At 38.6% G+C, this 17,030-nt stretch carries 16 protein-coding genes and 1 tRNA gene; 6 read left to right on the top strand and 11 right to left on the bottom strand.

What is annotated here, in order from left to right; all coding sequences use genetic code 11:
- Positions 1–858: a phosphate ABC transporter permease PstA gene (gene pstA, locus ACU5DF_RS09690; RefSeq protein ID WP_446712702.1), complete on the top strand. Its 858-nt coding sequence runs from the start codon at positions 1–3 to the stop codon at positions 856–858.
- Between the two features lie 78 nt (positions 859–936).
- Positions 937–1,686, top strand: a complete 750-nt coding sequence (gene pstB / locus ACU5DF_RS09685) for a phosphate ABC transporter ATP-binding protein PstB (RefSeq protein ID WP_045102397.1) — start codon at positions 937–939, stop codon at positions 1,684–1,686.
- Between the two features lie 74 nt (positions 1,687–1,760).
- On the opposite strand, the gene lplA is transcribed toward pstB, so the two are convergent.
- A complete protein-coding gene (lplA, locus tag ACU5DF_RS09680; protein ID WP_446712701.1) occupies positions 1,761–2,777 on the bottom strand; it encodes a lipoate--protein ligase in 1,017 nt (338 codons plus the stop codon).
- A gap of 221 nt (positions 2,778–2,998) precedes the next feature.
- Here lplA and ACU5DF_RS09675 point away from each other — a divergent pair, with 221 nt between their 5' ends.
- Complete coding sequence (locus ACU5DF_RS09675; RefSeq protein WP_446712700.1) at positions 2,999–3,631, top strand: YccT family protein; 633 nt, start codon at positions 2,999–3,001, stop codon at positions 3,629–3,631.
- An 89-nt stretch (positions 3,632–3,720) separates the two neighbouring features.
- On the opposite strand, the gene ACU5DF_RS09670 is transcribed toward ACU5DF_RS09675, so the two are convergent.
- Together ACU5DF_RS09670 and torS are read right to left on the bottom strand one after the other, a co-directional pair.
- The gene (locus ACU5DF_RS09670) at positions 3,721–5,361 is read right to left on the bottom strand and encodes a methyl-accepting chemotaxis protein (protein ID WP_446712699.1); all 1,641 of its coding nucleotides are present in this window, start codon (positions 5,359–5,361) and stop codon (positions 3,721–3,723) included.
- A 128-nt stretch (positions 5,362–5,489) separates the two neighbouring features.
- Positions 5,490–8,366, bottom strand: coding sequence for a TMAO reductase system sensor histidine kinase/response regulator TorS (gene torS, locus ACU5DF_RS09665; RefSeq protein ID WP_446714218.1), 2,877 nt, complete (start codon positions 8,364–8,366; stop codon positions 5,490–5,492).
- A 73-nt stretch (positions 8,367–8,439) separates the two neighbouring features.
- On the opposite strand from torS, the gene torT reads away from it, so the two are divergent.
- Both torT and ACU5DF_RS09655 read left to right on the top strand, forming a co-directional pair.
- On the top strand, positions 8,440–9,435 hold the full coding sequence (torT, locus tag ACU5DF_RS09660; RefSeq protein WP_446712698.1) for a TMAO reductase system periplasmic protein TorT: 996 nt from the start codon (positions 8,440–8,442) through the stop codon (positions 9,433–9,435).
- Positions 9,436–9,494: 59 nt separating this feature from the next.
- Complete coding sequence (locus tag ACU5DF_RS09655) at positions 9,495–9,950, top strand: methylglyoxal synthase (RefSeq protein ID WP_045102403.1); 456 nt, start codon at positions 9,495–9,497, stop codon at positions 9,948–9,950.
- A gap of 94 nt (positions 9,951–10,044) precedes the next feature.
- On the opposite strand, the gene ACU5DF_RS09650 is transcribed toward ACU5DF_RS09655, so the two are convergent.
- Entirely contained in the window at positions 10,045–10,494 is a 450-nt protein-coding gene (locus ACU5DF_RS09650; RefSeq protein ID WP_446712697.1) for an L-alanine exporter AlaE, read from the bottom strand.
- Between the two features lie 311 nt (positions 10,495–10,805).
- On the opposite strand from ACU5DF_RS09650, the gene ACU5DF_RS09645 reads away from it, so the two are divergent.
- Positions 10,806–11,396 carry a UPF0149 family protein gene (locus ACU5DF_RS09645; RefSeq protein WP_446712696.1) on the top strand — a complete coding sequence of 197 codons (591 nt, stop codon included), beginning with the start codon at positions 10,806–10,808 and terminating at the stop codon, positions 11,394–11,396.
- A 449-nt stretch (positions 11,397–11,845) separates the two neighbouring features.
- Here the strand turns inward: ACU5DF_RS09645 and ACU5DF_RS09640 are convergent.
- From ACU5DF_RS09640 to ACU5DF_RS09610, 7 genes are all read right to left on the bottom strand, one after another.
- Positions 11,846–11,933: transfer RNA gene (locus ACU5DF_RS09640), tRNA-Ser, on the bottom strand.
- Between the two features lie 132 nt (positions 11,934–12,065).
- Complete coding sequence (locus ACU5DF_RS09635; RefSeq protein ID WP_446712695.1) at positions 12,066–13,286, bottom strand: tetratricopeptide repeat protein; 1,221 nt, start codon at positions 13,284–13,286, stop codon at positions 12,066–12,068.
- Positions 13,286–13,900: an energy transducer TonB gene (locus ACU5DF_RS09630; RefSeq protein WP_446712694.1), complete on the bottom strand. Its 615-nt coding sequence runs from the start codon at positions 13,898–13,900 to the stop codon at positions 13,286–13,288. The genes ACU5DF_RS09635 and ACU5DF_RS09630 overlap by 1 nt, the downstream gene beginning before the upstream one ends.
- The gene (locus ACU5DF_RS09625) at positions 13,900–14,304 is read right to left on the bottom strand and encodes an ExbD/TolR family protein (RefSeq protein WP_446712693.1); all 405 of its coding nucleotides are present in this window, start codon (positions 14,302–14,304) and stop codon (positions 13,900–13,902) included. The genes ACU5DF_RS09630 and ACU5DF_RS09625 overlap by 1 nt, the downstream gene beginning before the upstream one ends.
- Entirely contained in the window at positions 14,295–14,831 is a 537-nt protein-coding gene (locus ACU5DF_RS09620) for a MotA/TolQ/ExbB proton channel family protein (RefSeq protein WP_446712692.1), read from the bottom strand. Before ACU5DF_RS09620 ends, ACU5DF_RS09625 begins: the two co-directional genes overlap by 10 nt.
- Positions 14,815–16,143, bottom strand: a complete 1,329-nt coding sequence (locus tag ACU5DF_RS09615; RefSeq protein WP_446712691.1) for a MotA/TolQ/ExbB proton channel family protein — start codon at positions 16,141–16,143, stop codon at positions 14,815–14,817. The genes ACU5DF_RS09620 and ACU5DF_RS09615 overlap by 17 nt, the downstream gene beginning before the upstream one ends.
- Entirely contained in the window at positions 16,143–16,937 is a 795-nt protein-coding gene (locus ACU5DF_RS09610) for a DUF3450 domain-containing protein (RefSeq protein ID WP_446712690.1), read from the bottom strand. The genes ACU5DF_RS09615 and ACU5DF_RS09610 overlap by 1 nt, the downstream gene beginning before the upstream one ends.
- Positions 16,938–17,030: the final 93 nt, after the last annotated feature.

The raw sequence follows: 17,030 nt of genomic DNA, 5'->3' as shown, positions 1-17,030 counted from the left end.
ATGAATAAATTAAAAAAACAACGTCAAATTAAAGATCAGATTGCAGCGGGATTCATTTGGCTCTCAGCTTCTATTACTGTTGGTTTTCTATTTTGGATCATGTGGTACATCCTATCAAATGGTTTGCAACACGTAAGTTGGTCATTCATTACCGATAATTACACTCGTACAGGTGAAGAGCACGGTATCTTCCCAATGATTGTCGCGACTCTTTATATGGTATTAGCATCGATAGCCGTTGCAGCACCACTTGGGATCATGACCGCCATTTACTTAACAGAATATGCCAAAGTCGGCAGTAAATTAGTAAAAATAATTCGTTTTTGTACTGAATCATTAGCCGGTATTCCATCGATTATCTTTGGTCTATTTGGTATGACTTTCTTTGTAGGGATCTTAGGTTTAGGCTTCTCTATTTTATCGGGTGCATTAACGTTAAGTATTTTAATTCTTCCGGTAATCATCCGTACCACCGAAGAAGCATTGATGGCAGTACCTCAAACGTTTCGTGAAGGCTCATACGGACTGGGCGCATCAAAAATCTACACTATTTGGCGTTTGATCTTACCAAGTGCGATGCCGGGTATCATCACCTCTGTTATCTTGAGTATTGGTCGCGTTATTGGTGAGTCGGCTCCTGTATTCTTAACGGCAGGTATGGTTGCTCGTATTCCTGATTCACTGCTTGATTCAGGCCGAACATTAACAGTTCACCTATACAAGCTAACCACTGAGCTATTTACGATTGAAGAGTGGAACCAAGCTTACGGCACAGCAACAGTATTGATTGTGCTTGTATTAATAATTAACACGCTAACCAAGTTATTGGCTCGAAAAATCAGCAAAGCGTCTTACTAATTTATTAATCAAACTATTAATTATCACTTATTATTCGCTGATTGCACGGCATAAGATGCAGTCAGTAAGGAAACGACAATGAACAAATTTAATATTGAAAATCTAGATCTTTTTTACGGCCAAAACCAAGCACTAAAAAGCATTAACTTACCTATTCCTGCAAAACAAGTGACGGCTTTAATTGGCCCATCGGGTTGTGGTAAATCAACCCTGCTTCGTTGCTTGAACCGCATGAACGATTTGATTGAAGGCGTAAAAATAACAGGTCTTGTAAGTCTAGATGGTGACGATATCTACGGTAATATTGATGTTGCCGACCTGCGTATCAAAGTAGGAATGGTTTTCCAAAAGGCGAACCCATTCCCAATGAGCATTTATGAAAATGTCGCGTATGGCTTAAAAGCACAAGGCGTAAAAGATAAGAAAGTATTAGATGCTGTAGTAGAGAAATCATTACGCAGTGCAGCTTTGTGGGATGAAGTTAAAGATCGCTTAAAGTCTCATGCTTTTGGATTATCTGGTGGCCAACAACAGCGCCTATGTATTGCACGAACAATTGCAATGGAACCAGATATTATTCTAATGGATGAACCAACATCAGCACTGGATCCAATAGCTACGCATAAGATTGAAGAGCTAATGGAAACCCTAAAGAAAGATTACACCATTGTTATTGTGACTCACTCAATGCAGCAAGCACGTCGTATCTCAGATAAAACGGCTTTCTTCTTAATGGGTGAATTAGTTGAACACGATGACACACACGTTATTTTCTCAAACCCTAAAGACGACCGTACGCAAGGTTATGTGAACGGCGACTTTGGTTAATTGAATACCAAATAATAACAAAGCGATGGAAACTTTTGCCCCTACTAGCTAGGGGCTTTTTTGTTTCTCTCTACTTATGCAATAGCCGTTTTAATCCACGCTTTTAGCTCAGTGAGTTCATTTAGATTGTTAGGAAAAACATCGCCTACCTGACTAATGGCTTGGTTGAACGTTTCAATGTTATAAGTTTTATCAATCAGGACGTTCGTTAACATCTCTAATGGTGCGGGATCAAGGCTATCAGTAAAGAGTTTTGCATTAACTATCTGGGCTTTTTTTATATCGAGATGAAGATCCACGCCACCCCATACAAAGCGTTCACTTAATGTTTGCGTAAACTCAGGGCTACGACCAAAATTCCAATCCCAGTGACTCTGCTGTTCAAAGTTAGCGATAAAATTAGGCAAATCTGGTAATGAATCCGGCGAAATATATTCAGGCTCTACTGTTTCATTATAATAAGAGAAAAAAGCCGACAAAATAGCATCAGAAACACTTTCATGACTAATCTCTGGATTGATCTCACTTAAATTAGTCACGCGAGAACGTACTGACGTAATACCTTTTGCTTGAAGTTTTTTAGGATCTGGATTTAAATAATTCGCTAATCGACTTAGGTCAGCATTTAATAGCAAGGTTCCATGGTGAAAACCTCTATCCATTGTTTCACGATATGCAGATCCTGAAAACTTCCTCTCTCCCTCTTTGCTTTCAACAACGAGATCATTTCGTCCCGTCGCTTTTGCTTCTATGTTCAATGCTTTAAGAGCTTCTAAGATAATATGAGTCGAATGCTCTTTATTATATTCAGGCTTACCTGTCATAAACGTAAAGTTAGTATTACCTAAATCATGAAATACAGCCCCTCCACCACTTTGTCGGCGGGCAAGAGTAATTCCATCTTGCTCCATTTTTCGAGTATTACATTCTTTCCATGGGTTTTGAGCTCGGCCTATCACGACACAATCCGCATTGCGCCACAGAAAAAGCACTCGTTGATCGTTAGGCATAGAACGAAAAATACTTTCCTCAACGGCTAAATTAAACCAAGGATCATAAGACATAGAAACAAGCACTCGAATTGTTGACATAAAATAATCCCAAACACGTTTATAAAGAGAGGTGAATTCTAATATAGCGTATTTTTTATGAGTAAACACTACAGAAATCGGTTTAAATTAGCCTAGAGAAATGCAAGAAAATCGTTAGGTTAATTTGCAACATCAATCAAGTATCCATAATCAATATTATCATTCCCTTACACTTATAATCTAAGTACACTTAATCAAATTATTATGATTAGGTGTACTAAATGAAAATCCATTCTCTCTTTGCTGCCAGCCTTTGTATTCTCTCTTCTGTCAGTGCACAAGCTGCGATTCAATTAACCGTTCCTGGTGACGTTGAGCTATTGCTGGTTGATAACCAAGAAGTAAAACTTGAGAGCTCATTTTTCTCTACCTCATCAACACTAGAATTAGAAAACGGCCAACATCAAATTGCTTTCCGATATAACCCAGTGTTCAAACAAGGCAAAGATAATATCATTGTATCGAGTGACATTATTGTTTCTAAATTTTCAGCGTCAGATACAAACGTTACGTTTAAATTCCCAACCTACAATTCACCAGAAAAAGCAAAAGCTTTTAATACTGAGCTGAATTGGAACTTAATTGATAAAAACGAAAAAACAATCCCATTTACTCAAGCTCAACTCATTCACCATGGCGTTCAAGTCGGTCGTAATATTCAATTTGAATTAGCACAATTTAATACCACAAGTAACCCTGCCGCTTTCAAAGAAGGCATGGTAACCGTTACTCATAAAGAGATCAAAAACGAACAAGGTGAAAATACTGCAGAGCAAATGCTACATTATTGGTATGAAAAAGCGGATAAAGAAACAAAAGAGCGTTTTATTTCATCAGTCTTAGAGAATAAATAACTCTCTATAATAAGTAAAAAAGCAGCCCATAACATATTATGGGCTGCTTTATTTATAATCTTATCTACCAACTAAAATTAATATAAATACTAAACTTTAAATTGCGAAACCAAATCATCTAATCGCTCACACTGCTCAGATAAAGCAATACAAGCGTTCTCTGAACTATTCACCATCTCCACCATTTGTGTACTATTATCTGCAATACGTTGCACGTTAGCATTCACATCACCACTCACATGATTTTGCTCATTAGCCGCAGTTGCAATATGAGTATTCATATCGTTCATAATAACAATAGCATTAGTGATTTGCTGCAATGACTTTGAAGCTTGATTTGCTAACCCAATCGTCTCTTCACCACTTTGAGTACTTAATTCCATTGCACTAACGGCTTCTTTAGCGCCTGATTGCAAACGCTCAATCATTTTCTGAATTTCACCAGTACTGTCTTGAGTTTTACTTGCTAGAGCCCTCACCTCATCTGCCACAACAGCGAAACCACGCCCTTGTTCGCCAGCACGAGCTGCTTCAATTGCTGCATTTAAGGCAAGTAAGTTTGTTTGCTCTGCGATGCCTTTGATAACATCAAGTATTGAGGCAATATTTGATACATCACTATCTAAAGTATGTATTACCGTTCCTGCTTGTGTAATTTCATCCGCTAAACTTTGAAGAGAGGTTACTGTTTGTTGTAAAATCGTCTCTGTTACTTCAGCTTCAGTGGTTGCCCCTAAACTTGCTTGGGCTGCCTCATTTGCACTTTCATTTACAGTGCTACTTGTTACTTGCATTTCGTGCACAGCAGCGGCTACCACTTCACTTTCTTGCTGTTGATCAGTAGAGAACTCAGCAACACCTTGAGTTAATGTTTTTATATTCTCCATTTCTGCACGAACAGCATTGGAAGAAATAATCACCTCTGTAACTGTGCTATGTATTTTGGATACAAACTGATTAAATGCTTTAGCAAGCTGACCAATTTCGTCATTAGATTCAACAGCAATTCTTTGCGACAAATCACCATCACCAGAAGCGACTTCTGACATCGCTTTTTCTAATGAGCGAATAGGCTTAACAATCCAATTTTTGGATAACCAAATGGCAAATAAAGCAAACAACACAGCACAAGCAGCACCGACTTCTGAAATCAATTTTACCGAACTAATTCCCTCTTGGTTCAACGCTCTTAATTTCACTTGCTCAGCCATGATCAAATTACTGACCGATTTGAGCTGTGTACGCATAATCTTAAATTGAGCATCTAGCTCACTACTATTATTTAGATAATATTGCCCAGAATTAGAAGGGTCTGAAAATAGTGGTTCATAAAGATTAATCCACTTTTCAGTTGCGTTAATTAAAGTGGTTAATTCAGAGCGACTGCTTTTTGGTAGGATACTCTCACGATAAAGAACATCTAATTTTTTCATTCTTGGTAGGGCTTTATAAGCATTATCTTTAAATTCAAAAGTATGATGTTCAATCTCAACTTTACTTTCAGAAAGCATTAATCCCTGAGCTGCAGCAACGACTTGATATAAATCGCGGTACGCATCTTCCAAACTTTCATTGACTGGCTGCACTACCTCAACAAGTTTATAATTTATATCTTCTTGCTTATTCAATTGCATGATATTCAGGATTGAAATCACACTGAATAAAATAACCATCGCAACCATTGGTATTACTATTTTAGAACTCACAGATAAATTTCCAACAAACTTCATAGCCTCTCCTAAGCAAACGTTGAATAACTGCGGTAAACTATATCAATACGTTATAAAAAACTGATGAAAAATATCATAAATACATGAAGCTATACGCATGAATTAACTAAATAGTCATGAAGTTAATTTCATCTGTCAAAAAAGTGAGTCACTGCCAAAAGAGAGTTACGATAAACTGCCTCTAACTCTATGTTATCGCATTGAGAAATATCTCCCGTTTTTCCCATTTCTTCATAGCGATTACACAGTTCATATAATTGCATCAATCCTAGGCTACCAGCTGAGCCTTTTAATTTATGTGCTAATTGATTAACTTGATAAGTATCATTTTCCTCAATAGCTTCTTGTAATTGACTCAGGTTATCTTTAGAGGATTGTCTAAATAGAGCAATAATCTTCAGCATTCTCTCATCACCTAAAACAGCCAAATCACTCTGCAGTACTTTTTCATTCAATATCATCTCTATCTCCTCGGCACTGTCATTTTCAATAACAAGAGTTAATTTTTCTTGAGGAACTTCAGCCCCTTTCTGTTGGTGATTGTCACTCAAAAAACGATTCAGCATTTTGATTAATTGATTTTCAACTAAAGGTTTTGCTAAAAAACCATCAAAGCCTGCAGCTAAATAGCTCTCTATATCTTCATCAAATACATGAGCAGAAACAGCAAGTATTGGAGTGTATTCATTACTACCTTCTTTTTCTTTCTCAATATCTCTTAATCTTTTTTGTAATGATACGCCATCTGTATCTGGTAAATTAATATCAAGAAGTAACATATCAAACGAGGCTTCTTTCAATGCTTCTTCGGCAAGTAACCCTGTATCAACAGCTGTGACTTTATGACCTAATCTTTCTAAAAATCCAACCGCAACCATTTGATTTACAGGATTATCCTCAACTAAGAGTAGATGAGCAGAAGGCACTTCGGGGATAATACTATCTTCATTAGACACGGTAATACAATGCCCCTCTTCTAGATCTAAAGAGAACCAAAATGTGCTACCTAACCCTTCTTGAGATTCAACCCCTATTTCACCATCCATCGCTTCAACAAGGCGCTGACTAATAGCGAGTCCTAATCCTGTACCACCATATACTTTTTGACCTTCTTCAGCCTGTGTAAAGGCTTCAAACAAACTCGAAATTTCATGAGTGGCAATTCCAACACCTGTATCTACAACCTCAAATAATAGTGTGGTATCTAAAATAACGTGCAATTGAATAGTGACACTTCCGGTATGAGTGAATTTAACCGCATTTCCAACAAAATTATTGAGTACTTGTCGAATTCGAGTGCAATCTCCAATCCACCATGCAGGTAAGTCAGCAGGGACATCAAACGCTAAGGTAATGCCTTTTTGTTGTGCTCTTGAGCTAAATAGATGGTGAACATCTGTGATCATTGAATGGACATTAAAGTTGACTGCTCGAATAGATAAATGACCCGCTTCTATTTTTGAGTAGTCCAAAATATCATTAAGCAAATCAAGGAGGTTTTCACCGCTGCGGTTAATAATATCAACATATTGTTTCTGCTGTGCCGTTAAACCACTACCACGGAGTAACTCCCCTGTACCGAGTACACCATTAAGAGGCGTTCGAATTTCATGACTCATGGTTGCTAAGAATGCAGATTTAGCTCGGTTCGCTTGTTCTGCTAAATCTCGCGCTTTATCATGATTAATAATTTCTACATTTAACAGTTCGTTACTGGATTTTAATTCTTGAGTTCTCTGAGCGATCTGTAATTCCAAACTGTCTTTATAATCTTGGAGCTCTTGTGCTGTATCACGGGCAACTAAGATTGAGCGCCCCATTTGAGCCAGTTCATCATCACCGGAGGTATCTAACTCAATATCCAGTTTTCCATTTGCAACATCGGTAATCGCTTGTTCATATTGATTTAGCCTCATGATCACACGAGCGTAAACATAGCGCCACATAATATAAATAACTAAACATAGCCCTAATAGGGTGATTGAAATCAATAACTGCTGTACCACTTTAAGTACAAAATTCACATCTGCAACTGCTTGCTGAGTTACATCATTGGCTTGTTCAAGCAGTTGAGCTATTGTGAGGTTTAACTCTTGAAACTGATGTATATTCTCGTCACTTAATGCTTTGAGTTTCTTATTAATATTAACCAATTGAATCAGTTCACTAAAAAGACGCTCACTTTTGGTAAGATTATTTGCTAGCATTAACATTTGTTGCGTTCGGCTCGGATCTTCAACCGCTTGTACACGACGAGTAATAATCGTCATATCACGAGTGAAATCTTGACGCAGCTTCTCTACTTTTGCGATATCGTGGCTATTTCGTGCATCATCGATGGTATTAACGACTTTAAAGGTCAATAAGCGTAATTCATGTAGTCGCTCAGCTAAATCAAGATCGATCTCAACTAAGGTATCTAATGCTTTATAGATCGCATCTTTATTTTCGTTTTCAACTAAATCATATATTTTTACTACGTTCGCGATAGTAATAGTATTTGAATTTAGCACTTGGGAACGTGCTAACTCTTCCAGTTGAAGTGCTGTTTGGGTTAACTCTTTACTTTTATCTTGGATTTTTTTATGTAAAACAACTTTTTCGCCGACGTTGTTGCCCATTGTTGCCAAGTTATCGACAATATCTTGAACTTGTCGATCTAATCGAGTCAATAGCGCTTTATCAAAAGGATAAACCCCTAATCCTTTTAACCTCACGTATAAACTTTCAATTGAGCTAAAAAGTTCTTTGCCATATTTTTTTCTTTCCGCTTCTGAATCAACTTGAGATAGCAATTGAGAAGTAGAGATAATTTTAGTACTCAAATCTGAGATATAACGCGCTTCAATTACCGCAGGAATTGCCGAATCAATCACAGTTCTTTCTGTTTTTTCAACATAAGAAAAACCTAAGACGCCAACAACAGAGCCAAATGCCATAAGGGCAATCATCACCATAAAAGTAAGAAAAAGTTTGCGGCCTATCCCTGTAGAAGCAAATAACATAATCTGAATACGCTTTAGAAAAAGAAGTAATGCGAGTATCATATCACCAACCTAAAGTCAGTGCGAAGAGACCATGAAACTTACTTTTCATTCCATAGCTATTCTGTTGTTTTCTATTTTATTATCACCTTTTTCTTCAGCGCAGGAAGCGTGGAAACTGTGTGCTATTTATCCTCACTTGAAGGATTCTTACTGGCTTTCTATTAACTATGGCATGGTGGAAGAAGCAAAATTAAATCACATTGAATTAACCGTTTATGAATCTGGTGGCTATCCAAATATAGATAGGCAAAGAGAGCAAATAAAGCAATGTGTCGCTATTGGATCTGATGCCATTATTTTAGGAACGGTTGATCCAATCGCTTTTCAAAATGAATTAGAAAGCCTCACCAAGCACATCCCTATCTTTGCAACAGTCAATCAATTAACCAGTGCTCCTGAACCTAAAGCCCCACTACACCTTGGTGAAGTTGGTGTTGATTGGTATGAAATGGGATTTAAAGCGGGCAGTTACCTTGCAAAACAGCATCCCAAAAATTCAGGAATAACCTATATTGGCTGGCTTCCTGGCCCCAAAACACGCGGTGGTACAAAGCCAGTAACAAAAGGGTTTCAAGATGCAATTAAAAACAGTGATATTGTCATTAGCGCAACCTATTGGGGTGATAATAGTAAAGAATTACAGCGCAATTTAATTCAGGACGCTCTACAAAATGAAAAGCTAGACTATCTTGTTGGTGGTGCAGTAGCGATTGAAGTGGCGATTAGTGAATTAGCTAGCAGAAAAATGCAAAATCAAGTGGGATTAGTCTCTACTTATCTAAGTCATGCAGTATATCGCGGTTTATTACGTAAACGTGTGTTATTTTCCCCTACCGATAAAATGGTACTGCAAGGTCGACTCAGTATTAAGCAAACAATAGGCTATTTAAACCAACAACCTTTACCTTTTAGATTGTCGCCAAATATTGAAACATTAACACCAATGCATTTACCTAAAAAAGTATTACTAGACTCTTTATCTCCAGCAGAATATCGACCTACTTTTTTCGTCGACTCTTCTGAGTAATCATATTGTCATTTAGTTGAGATAAAAACACTCTAGCTTAAAAAAATGAAGGAATACTAATGAAAAAAACAACACGGACTATCCCAGCTCATAAGAATATCGCTCTTGTTGCCCATGACCACTATAAACCTGAACTTTTACGTTGGGTGAAAGAAAATAAAGACGCTTTACAAGGGCACTTCTTATTTGGTACTGGCACTACAGGGCATTTATTAAGCAGAGAAACGGGGTTGGCGATAAAAAGTTTGTTAAGCGGCCCTATGGGTGGCGATCAGCAATTAGGAGCGTTAATCTCGGAAGGGAAAATTGATATGATGATCTTCTTTTGGGATCCTCTTAATGCTGTACCACATGATCCTGACGTTAAAGCTTTACTACGCATAGCGACTGTTTGGAACGTACCTGTTGCGATGAACCGTGCTAGTGCAAAATTAATGATCACATCACCAAATATGTCAAAAGAGTTTGATATTGAGATCCCAGATTACGACGCCTATTTAGCTGAGCGCTTATAACTCCTTATAAATATTTATTTAATCGCTCTCTTTGCCGTAATTTCAAAAAAAGCCAGCTTATTTAAAGCTGGCTTTTCATTAGAAATATTCTGAATTAAGCTTGTTGAGTGTAACCAGGCACTTTAAATGCTTTACGGCATGCATCAAGGAAGTAACCATAAAATACCCCCATAACGCATGAGATAGCCGCATTACTTGATACTGCTGTAATTATTTGATCAGTACTCGCCCCAACTGTAAATAAAATCGCTGCATAAACTGGCGATTGGAACAGTACATAAGCAAGTAAGTCTGCAATATTTTTCATGAATGGTGCCGATGACAAGCGTGAGCCCTGACGCAGCATCAAGTCGCGAAACACCCCATAAGGCCACGCTATTGCTATATTAACCGGAATAGAAAGAGTACGAGAAGCCAATGACTGCTCAAATGTCATCCCTGAAATAAAAATTTCAATAAACATGCCTGTAATAAAACAAAAAATCACCATCGCGAATGTATCAGCCGCTGCATTACGAATACAAAGTGGTCCTTTTCTAGACATTTACTTTCTCTCTCCAATTACAATTTATTAGGTTAATAAACTGCCTTTTAATCTATTAGGCAGTTAAAGAAACTGGAAGCGTCCAATGCACCAGTAATTATCGCTATTAAACCACACTATTATTAGAATTAGATCTCGAAGTTGAAACAATGTGGTAAATTTACAACTACTTTCGCATTTAAATTCAGATTATTCCGCTACCCCTTTCAATTTAGTAATAAAATTACCAAAAAATAGAAGCCTATTTCATTTCAGACAAGGTGAAGTCTTCTTGGTACAATAAGAAAAAATCGAATGGAAATAAGAACATCATGTCTTTATCACTTACGGCAATTCTTTCAAACCCTGAATTAGAAAATAAACTACTAACAGAGGCTCAAACACAAGGTTTTGTCGCTTCTATGGCCGCAGCTCCTAACCTAATTAGTCCAAATGAATGGTTGGCCTTTTTATGGGGCGGTGAGGATACTTCGCCGTTTACTAGTGCGGAAGATCTTGAAACGTATGCAAATGCGATAGTTAATCTTTGGAATGAATATCGTGAGGCTTTTCTTGCTGGGCAATGGCAGTGGCCTGAAGCTTGCCAGCTTGATGATGAAGAGATTGTAACCACTGAAACACGTCAATTTTCTGAAGGTTTATTACAAGGTTGGCAACTAACTCGTGATGATTGGGAAACATTAATGCCAGAAGAAAGTGAAAACAATGCCCTTTTAGGTGGTGTGTTACTTTCTATCAGTATGCTGTTTGATCCAGAGACTGCTCTAAATACCTTAAAAGAACAAGGTATTGAAGGTTTAGATGAATTTGTTGAAATCTACAATGCCGTGCCAATGATGCTTTGTGGTTTAACTATGCGCGGTTATGAGCTTTCAGAAGCAGAAGCTGCTAGAGAAGAATAACGTCTTTTAGTTATGAAACACAGTGATTAATAAATTAATGCCACTCATTCTATACGAGTGGCATTTTTCTACTCTAATAATCAATCTCAAGATACGTCCTCGCACTTCTTTCATGGAGTCTTAAAGATTCCCTCATCGACTTCCCTATCTGTGATTTACGCAAAGCCTATACTGTACTCTGTTGAGTTCGCTCCAAACTCATACCACCCTCAGTGAAACAGTCTCAACCTTTCTCAGTATCTTGCATTATTGAAATTAAGCACCGTTCCAATCGGTGTTACTTCGGTAGCGATTGCTGAAAATAGCCAGAATCAATATGTAAGAGTTGGAGAGCTTTTACCGTAACTAGATTAGAAAAAACAGCAGAAGGCGAACCGATGCGAAGAAGAAGTTAAAGATATGATTTTGAATACGAAAAAGCCCCAGCATTTCTGCTAGGGCTTAGAATGTGGCGGTGAGTGAGAGATTCGAACTCTCGGTACGTTGCCGTACACACACTTTCCAGGCGTGCTCCTTCAGCCACTCGGACAACTCACCGAATCATTGCTCTTTTCGAGACAACGAGCGCTAATTTAATGATTTAGCACTCTACCGTCAAGAGGTTTCTTACATAACTTAACCGTTTGCTTTATTTTTACACGTCTTGATGATGTTCTAAGCAAAATCCAACTAAACCTTATGAGTTAAATAACTTATCCAATCTTTGGCTTCTTTTGATGGGTACAACTCATTTAATTTTTTTGCCTCAGCAAACGCATCATTAAAGCCCCCTAACTTATAATAAAGACGAACTTTCATTAATCGATAATCAGAATCTAATATCACTGATTTTGCTTTTTCAGTGCTTTTTAACGCCTGCTGATACGCCTTTTGTTGTAATTGTAACTTCGCTAAAGACCAGTAATGCTTTGTGCTCTCTTTGGCTGCACTCCCCCAAGCTTCTTCTGCCTTATCCCACTCTTTTGCCATTTGCCAATAGGTTGCTTGTCTAACCAATTCCGACTCACTCTTGGTGCTTGGGGAGTTGCTAAACATTTCCTCCATCACCTTTGCGGCCTGCTCTGGTAATCGATTTTGACTATAAAGTTGAGATAAGGTTTTATAATCTTGTACTTCAAATTGAATACCTTGTTGCTTTGCCAGTGAATAGTTAACCAAGGCTTTGTCCGCTTGTTGTTGCTGTAACTGCGCGGTAATTAATTGTTGCCACCAGATCTTTTGATTAGGTTCGTACACGATTAATGCTTGTGCAGTTCGCTCTGCTGATGACCAACGAGTTAATTGCAGTTCACTGACTAATTGAATTTTTAACTTCTGAATTTTCTCATTACGATTTTTTGGCTTAAACTGTCGAATATGAGTTAAGCAGGACTTCCACGATTGATCCTGATAATAACTGTTTGCCAAACGTAAATGGATCTCATTTTTACTCGTAGCGAGCTCTTTGCTCTGCTTATCGGCACGAACAGGGTAACGACTAACTAAAAGATGTTGATAATGTTCAATTGCTTTTGACCATTGATGATCTGAATAGTAAATATCTGCCAGCATTTTTTCAGTTTGCCACTGCGCTTGTTGTTCTAATACATGCAAAGAAATAGCAGCAGATAATTGGGAGATGGCTTGTTTAGGTTGTTCATTCTGCCAATAAAACACCCCTAAAACACGGGCTATATACGCGCGATCATATGCGGCTGATGGGGATAATTCAGCTAGAATAGAAATCGCCTCTACTAATTCACCCTTTTGCTGTAGTTGGTTTGAATACTGAACCTTCTTAGCATTATAACTGCTTAGGGTTTTGGCTTGCACTTGGCCGATGATAAGGAAAAAACTTATGATGGTACCATAACCAATAAAGCGAAAAAGTGAGTGAAGATAAAGAGTCATTAGTTCAATCTATACTCCAATGTCACGGTTTGTCCTGGCTGAGTGATCGCCTTACCTTCTCTCAATTTAGGTTGATACTTCCACTGTCTTAATGCTTGAATCGCTGGACGAACAAATATTCTACTTGGCTCCGCTTCAACACTCTCAATATCAACAGGTTTACCTTGCTCATCGATGGTAAAGCGTAAAATCACATACCCTTCCATTTTACGCTTTAGTGCTCGTGATGGGTATTTCGGTTCAACCCGATACAGAGGCATTGCTTGTTGGTTTTGTCCTAGCCCATCAAAAGAAGGCAGTGACACCGCTACGTTTAACCCAATATCTCCAACATCAATAGAAGGCATGGTGCTGTTTTCCAAAGGAGCAACGTTCGCCACATTTGATGACAACGAGCTTTTTGAAGAAGGTACACTAGGTGTTTTCGGTGGCTCGGGTAATTGACGAATACGTCGCTGACTCTCGGCATTCGGCTCTACCATCACAACATCAAATTGCAGAGTATCACTTGATACTGCCGTGTTTTTTGGTTGAATCGTCATCCACGCCATAAAACTAAACAAAGCCAACGTCATCACTATTGACAGAAAAAAAGCCATCACACTTCGACGCATTATTTCGACTCCGTTGCCAACGCAATGCCTTTAATCCCAACACCTTTCGCGGCATCCATGACAGACACAACAGTGCCATTGTAAGCGTGTCTATCTGCTTGAATAACCAAATTAGCTAGAGGATTATCTAAATATAACGCCTCTAATACCGCTTCTACTCGCTCAATATCAACGTGTCGTTTATCAATGAAAATTTGGTTATTAGCCGTAATTGCCACAAAAATCCCGGTCTCTTTTTGAGCAACAGAGTTCAAGGCTTGTGGGCGATTGACTTCAACCCCAGATTCACGAACAAATGAGCTAGTAACAATAAAAAATATAAGCATGATAAATACAATATCAAGCATGGATGTTAAATCAATACTGGCTTCTTCTTTCGCTTTAGTGCGACGAATTATGCGCATTCGTCACTCCTTAATGCTTGCTCTAAACGGTATTCATGCCTAGTCATGACTTTTAATAATCGGGCATGAGCAAATAGTCCAACCAAGGCAGAAACCATTCCAGCCATGGTCGGTAAGGTAGCCATTGATATCCCAGAGGCCATCAATTTTGGATCGCTGCTGCCTTGTTGTGCCATTAAATCAAATACCGTTACCATCCCTGTCACGGTTCCTAATAAACCAATCATTGGACATAAGTTGACTAATACCTTAATGAAACTTAGATTGCGATAAAGTTCATGCTGAGCAATTTGCATCAGCCCTTCCTTATGTGCAATGGCGTACCAAGATGAATGGTCATCACGACGTTGCCAATCTTGTATCCACTGTTTTTTATACTTTGGTAACGTGAAAGATAAAAACAATAATCGCTCAATCACTAAGAAACCACCAAAGAAAACAACCAACATTAGCCACCACAATACACTGCCGCCTTGCGACATAAACTCACTAATGGTTGGGAAGTACTGATCAAATAATACGAGCATTATCATTCTCAGCCTTGGCAGCGACTAAACTCACGCCCAGCTTTTCTAATGTGGCATTAATACTGTCTGCACGACTAGATAATAGGTTGTGGGCCAGCAACAGTGGCATGGCTGCGATTAGACCTAATACCGTCGTCGTTAACGCCATCGATATTCCTCCTGCCATGACTTTTGGATCGCCATTTCCAAATTGAGTGATCACTTGGAAGGTTTCAATCATACCTGTTACAGTGCCAAGTAACCCCAGCATGGGCGCTAAAGCAGCAAGTAATTTGAGCATGGATAACCCCTTTTCTAATCCTTGTTGCTCATCCATAATCGCTTCCAGTAATCGCAACTCTAACGACTCTAGGTTCTGTCCTTTTTCTTTGTCATAAACAGATAGAATTCGGCCAAGCGGGTTATTGCTCGAGGTTTCCGGAACCAATAATTGCTTGCTGATCTGCCATTGAATAGTCATCAGAACCACACTACGATACACCGTAATTATCAATCCGATCAGCAATAAGCCTAAAATGATCTGCCCAACGATCCCCGCTTGTTCAATGCGCTGAAGTAATGTTGGTTGCTCAGCATATTGAGTAAATAGTCCACCACGAGTTACATCAATCAGCATTGAGTTTGACCTGAAGTTCCCTGTATTAGTTGCATCATCTGGATATCGTGAATATTGTTCAGCTTGTGCCTGTGAACGATTCCATTGCATCTCACCACGTTCAGAAAGCAGCGCCATATCACCCACTCGGAGCATTCCCTCCTCAACGACTAATCCATTACCTTGTAGTCGATTCACCATCACAGAGGTAACCACGCGGCTTTGTTCGATATAAGTTGCCATGGCATTGACATAATCAGAGAGCACTGCTATTGACGGTAAAGTGTCCGTATTAGTTACTCGCTCAAAAGGCGCTAAAGAGAGCCCTTCACTGCGCTGAATAACAGAGGACATGACGATTTCTTCCGTCGATTTAGCGCCTTGGCGAACCACTCCAAATAATTCACCTAAACTGCCCGTTTCTATTTGTAACTGTTTTTCTAACTCAGTTAATGTTTTTTCATTTTGACTAAAAGCAGAGCTGAGTTGCTGTGTCTCATTTTCTACTTGTTTAATGGAACGTTTTAACGCATTTAATTTTTTCTCTAATTCCACACGAGTTTGCTTGATGGTTTGTGTGCGTAATTTATCTTGCTCTAACTGTGTTACTTGGCTCTCTTTTGCTTTGTTATCTAATAAAGAAAGATCATCAGCGTGAACAAAAGAAGTCATACCAAACAGTGCTATCAATATAATAAAAAATGAACGGCTAAACATTAGTGAGCCTCCTTTTTATTGCTTTCAATAGACGTATTGACTGACAAAGGCAATCGCAACAATTGAGGGGGCGTTTGTTTGTGCGCTATCGAAAAAGCATTGTCTAACGCGGGTAAATCCTCACTTAACACGGAGTGCCACTGTTGCTGGTCTTGTTGCCAAATCCACGCTTGTTGCTTATCAATACTTCTTGAGATCAATATTATTCGACCAATATGCAGCTGTTGAACCACTCTTTGACTGCCATCATCTAGCGTGATTGTTTGTTGGTAAGCCGCGATTTTATAGCCGTAATCCATTTCGATCTGAAACGCTTCAAGAATACGACGAAACTTTTCTGCGTCCGAGATATCCGCACGAATAATTAAAGCATTCAATTGTTCTAGGCGCTCTGTTCGTGCCGTAAAACGAATGGGAAGATCTGTATGTAGGAGTCGGTCTAGTTCATCAAGCATATGATACATTAATGGAATAATGCCTTGGCGTGTCTCTTCTATTTGATCAATTTGACGTTGAAGTTCCTGTATTTCTTTTTCTTGAGAAGAGACAATCTGAGTCAGGTGCTTTCGATATATCGTTAGGTTAGATAAAGAATCTGTTGCTTGTTCAATGTGGGTTTGCAGCTCTAAGATCTGCTGTGCTGCTTTATCAATATCCTGCTGAGTGCGCTGAGATGAATGATTGGTTTTTGCTTCTATCACTTGAGCTTGAGTCAGTGAATTTGCGGACACTGCCGATATGCCAAGTAAACCAATTAAGCTGAGAAGAAACATGGCTAAAAAGTGTTTTTTCATTAATCCATTAATTCTTAATAAGTACTCTATCTCAAGAGTAACGTGCTGTTAGGGATGCTCTTATCCCAGATAAACTGAAATAAGAACATATTA

This window comes from Aliivibrio wodanis (assembly GCF_052920805.1).
The sequence above is the reverse complement of the archived record's forward strand: the minus strand, read 5'-3'. Positions and strand labels throughout refer to the sequence as shown.

Bases quoted from the DNA above. Each gene is read 5' to 3' on its own strand.
- pstA (WP_446712702.1), top strand. From the start codon at position 1: ATGAATAAATTAAAAAAACAACGTCAAATTAAAGATCAGATTGCAGCG.
- pstB (WP_045102397.1), top strand. From the start codon at position 937: ATGAACAAATTTAATATTGAAAATCTAGATCTTTTTTACGGCCAAAAC.
- lplA (WP_446712701.1), bottom strand. From the start codon at position 2,777: ATGTCAACAATTCGAGTGCTTGTTTCTATGTCTTATGATCCTTGGTTT.
- ACU5DF_RS09675 (WP_446712700.1), top strand. From the start codon at position 2,999: ATGAAAATCCATTCTCTCTTTGCTGCCAGCCTTTGTATTCTCTCTTCT.
- ACU5DF_RS09670 (WP_446712699.1), bottom strand. From the start codon at position 5,361: ATGAAGTTTGTTGGAAATTTATCTGTGAGTTCTAAAATAGTAATACCA.
- torS (WP_446714218.1), bottom strand. From the start codon at position 8,366: ATGTTATTTGCTTCTACAGGGATAGGCCGCAAACTTTTTCTTACTTTT.
- torT (WP_446712698.1), top strand. From the start codon at position 8,440: ATGAAACTTACTTTTCATTCCATAGCTATTCTGTTGTTTTCTATTTTA.
- ACU5DF_RS09655 (WP_045102403.1), top strand. From the start codon at position 9,495: ATGAAAAAAACAACACGGACTATCCCAGCTCATAAGAATATCGCTCTT.
- ACU5DF_RS09650 (WP_446712697.1), bottom strand. From the start codon at position 10,494: ATGTCTAGAAAAGGACCACTTTGTATTCGTAATGCAGCGGCTGATACA.
- ACU5DF_RS09645 (WP_446712696.1), top strand. From the start codon at position 10,806: ATGTCTTTATCACTTACGGCAATTCTTTCAAACCCTGAATTAGAAAAT.
- ACU5DF_RS09635 (WP_446712695.1), bottom strand. From the start codon at position 13,286: ATGACTCTTTATCTTCACTCACTTTTTCGCTTTATTGGTTATGGTACC.
- ACU5DF_RS09630 (WP_446712694.1), bottom strand. From the start codon at position 13,900: ATGCGTCGAAGTGTGATGGCTTTTTTTCTGTCAATAGTGATGACGTTG.
- ACU5DF_RS09625 (WP_446712693.1), bottom strand. From the start codon at position 14,304: ATGCGCATAATTCGTCGCACTAAAGCGAAAGAAGAAGCCAGTATTGAT.
- ACU5DF_RS09620 (WP_446712692.1), bottom strand. From the start codon at position 14,831: ATGCTCGTATTATTTGATCAGTACTTCCCAACCATTAGTGAGTTTATG.
- ACU5DF_RS09615 (WP_446712691.1), bottom strand. From the start codon at position 16,143: ATGTTTAGCCGTTCATTTTTTATTATATTGATAGCACTGTTTGGTATG.
- ACU5DF_RS09610 (WP_446712690.1), bottom strand. From the start codon at position 16,937: ATGAAAAAACACTTTTTAGCCATGTTTCTTCTCAGCTTAATTGGTTTA.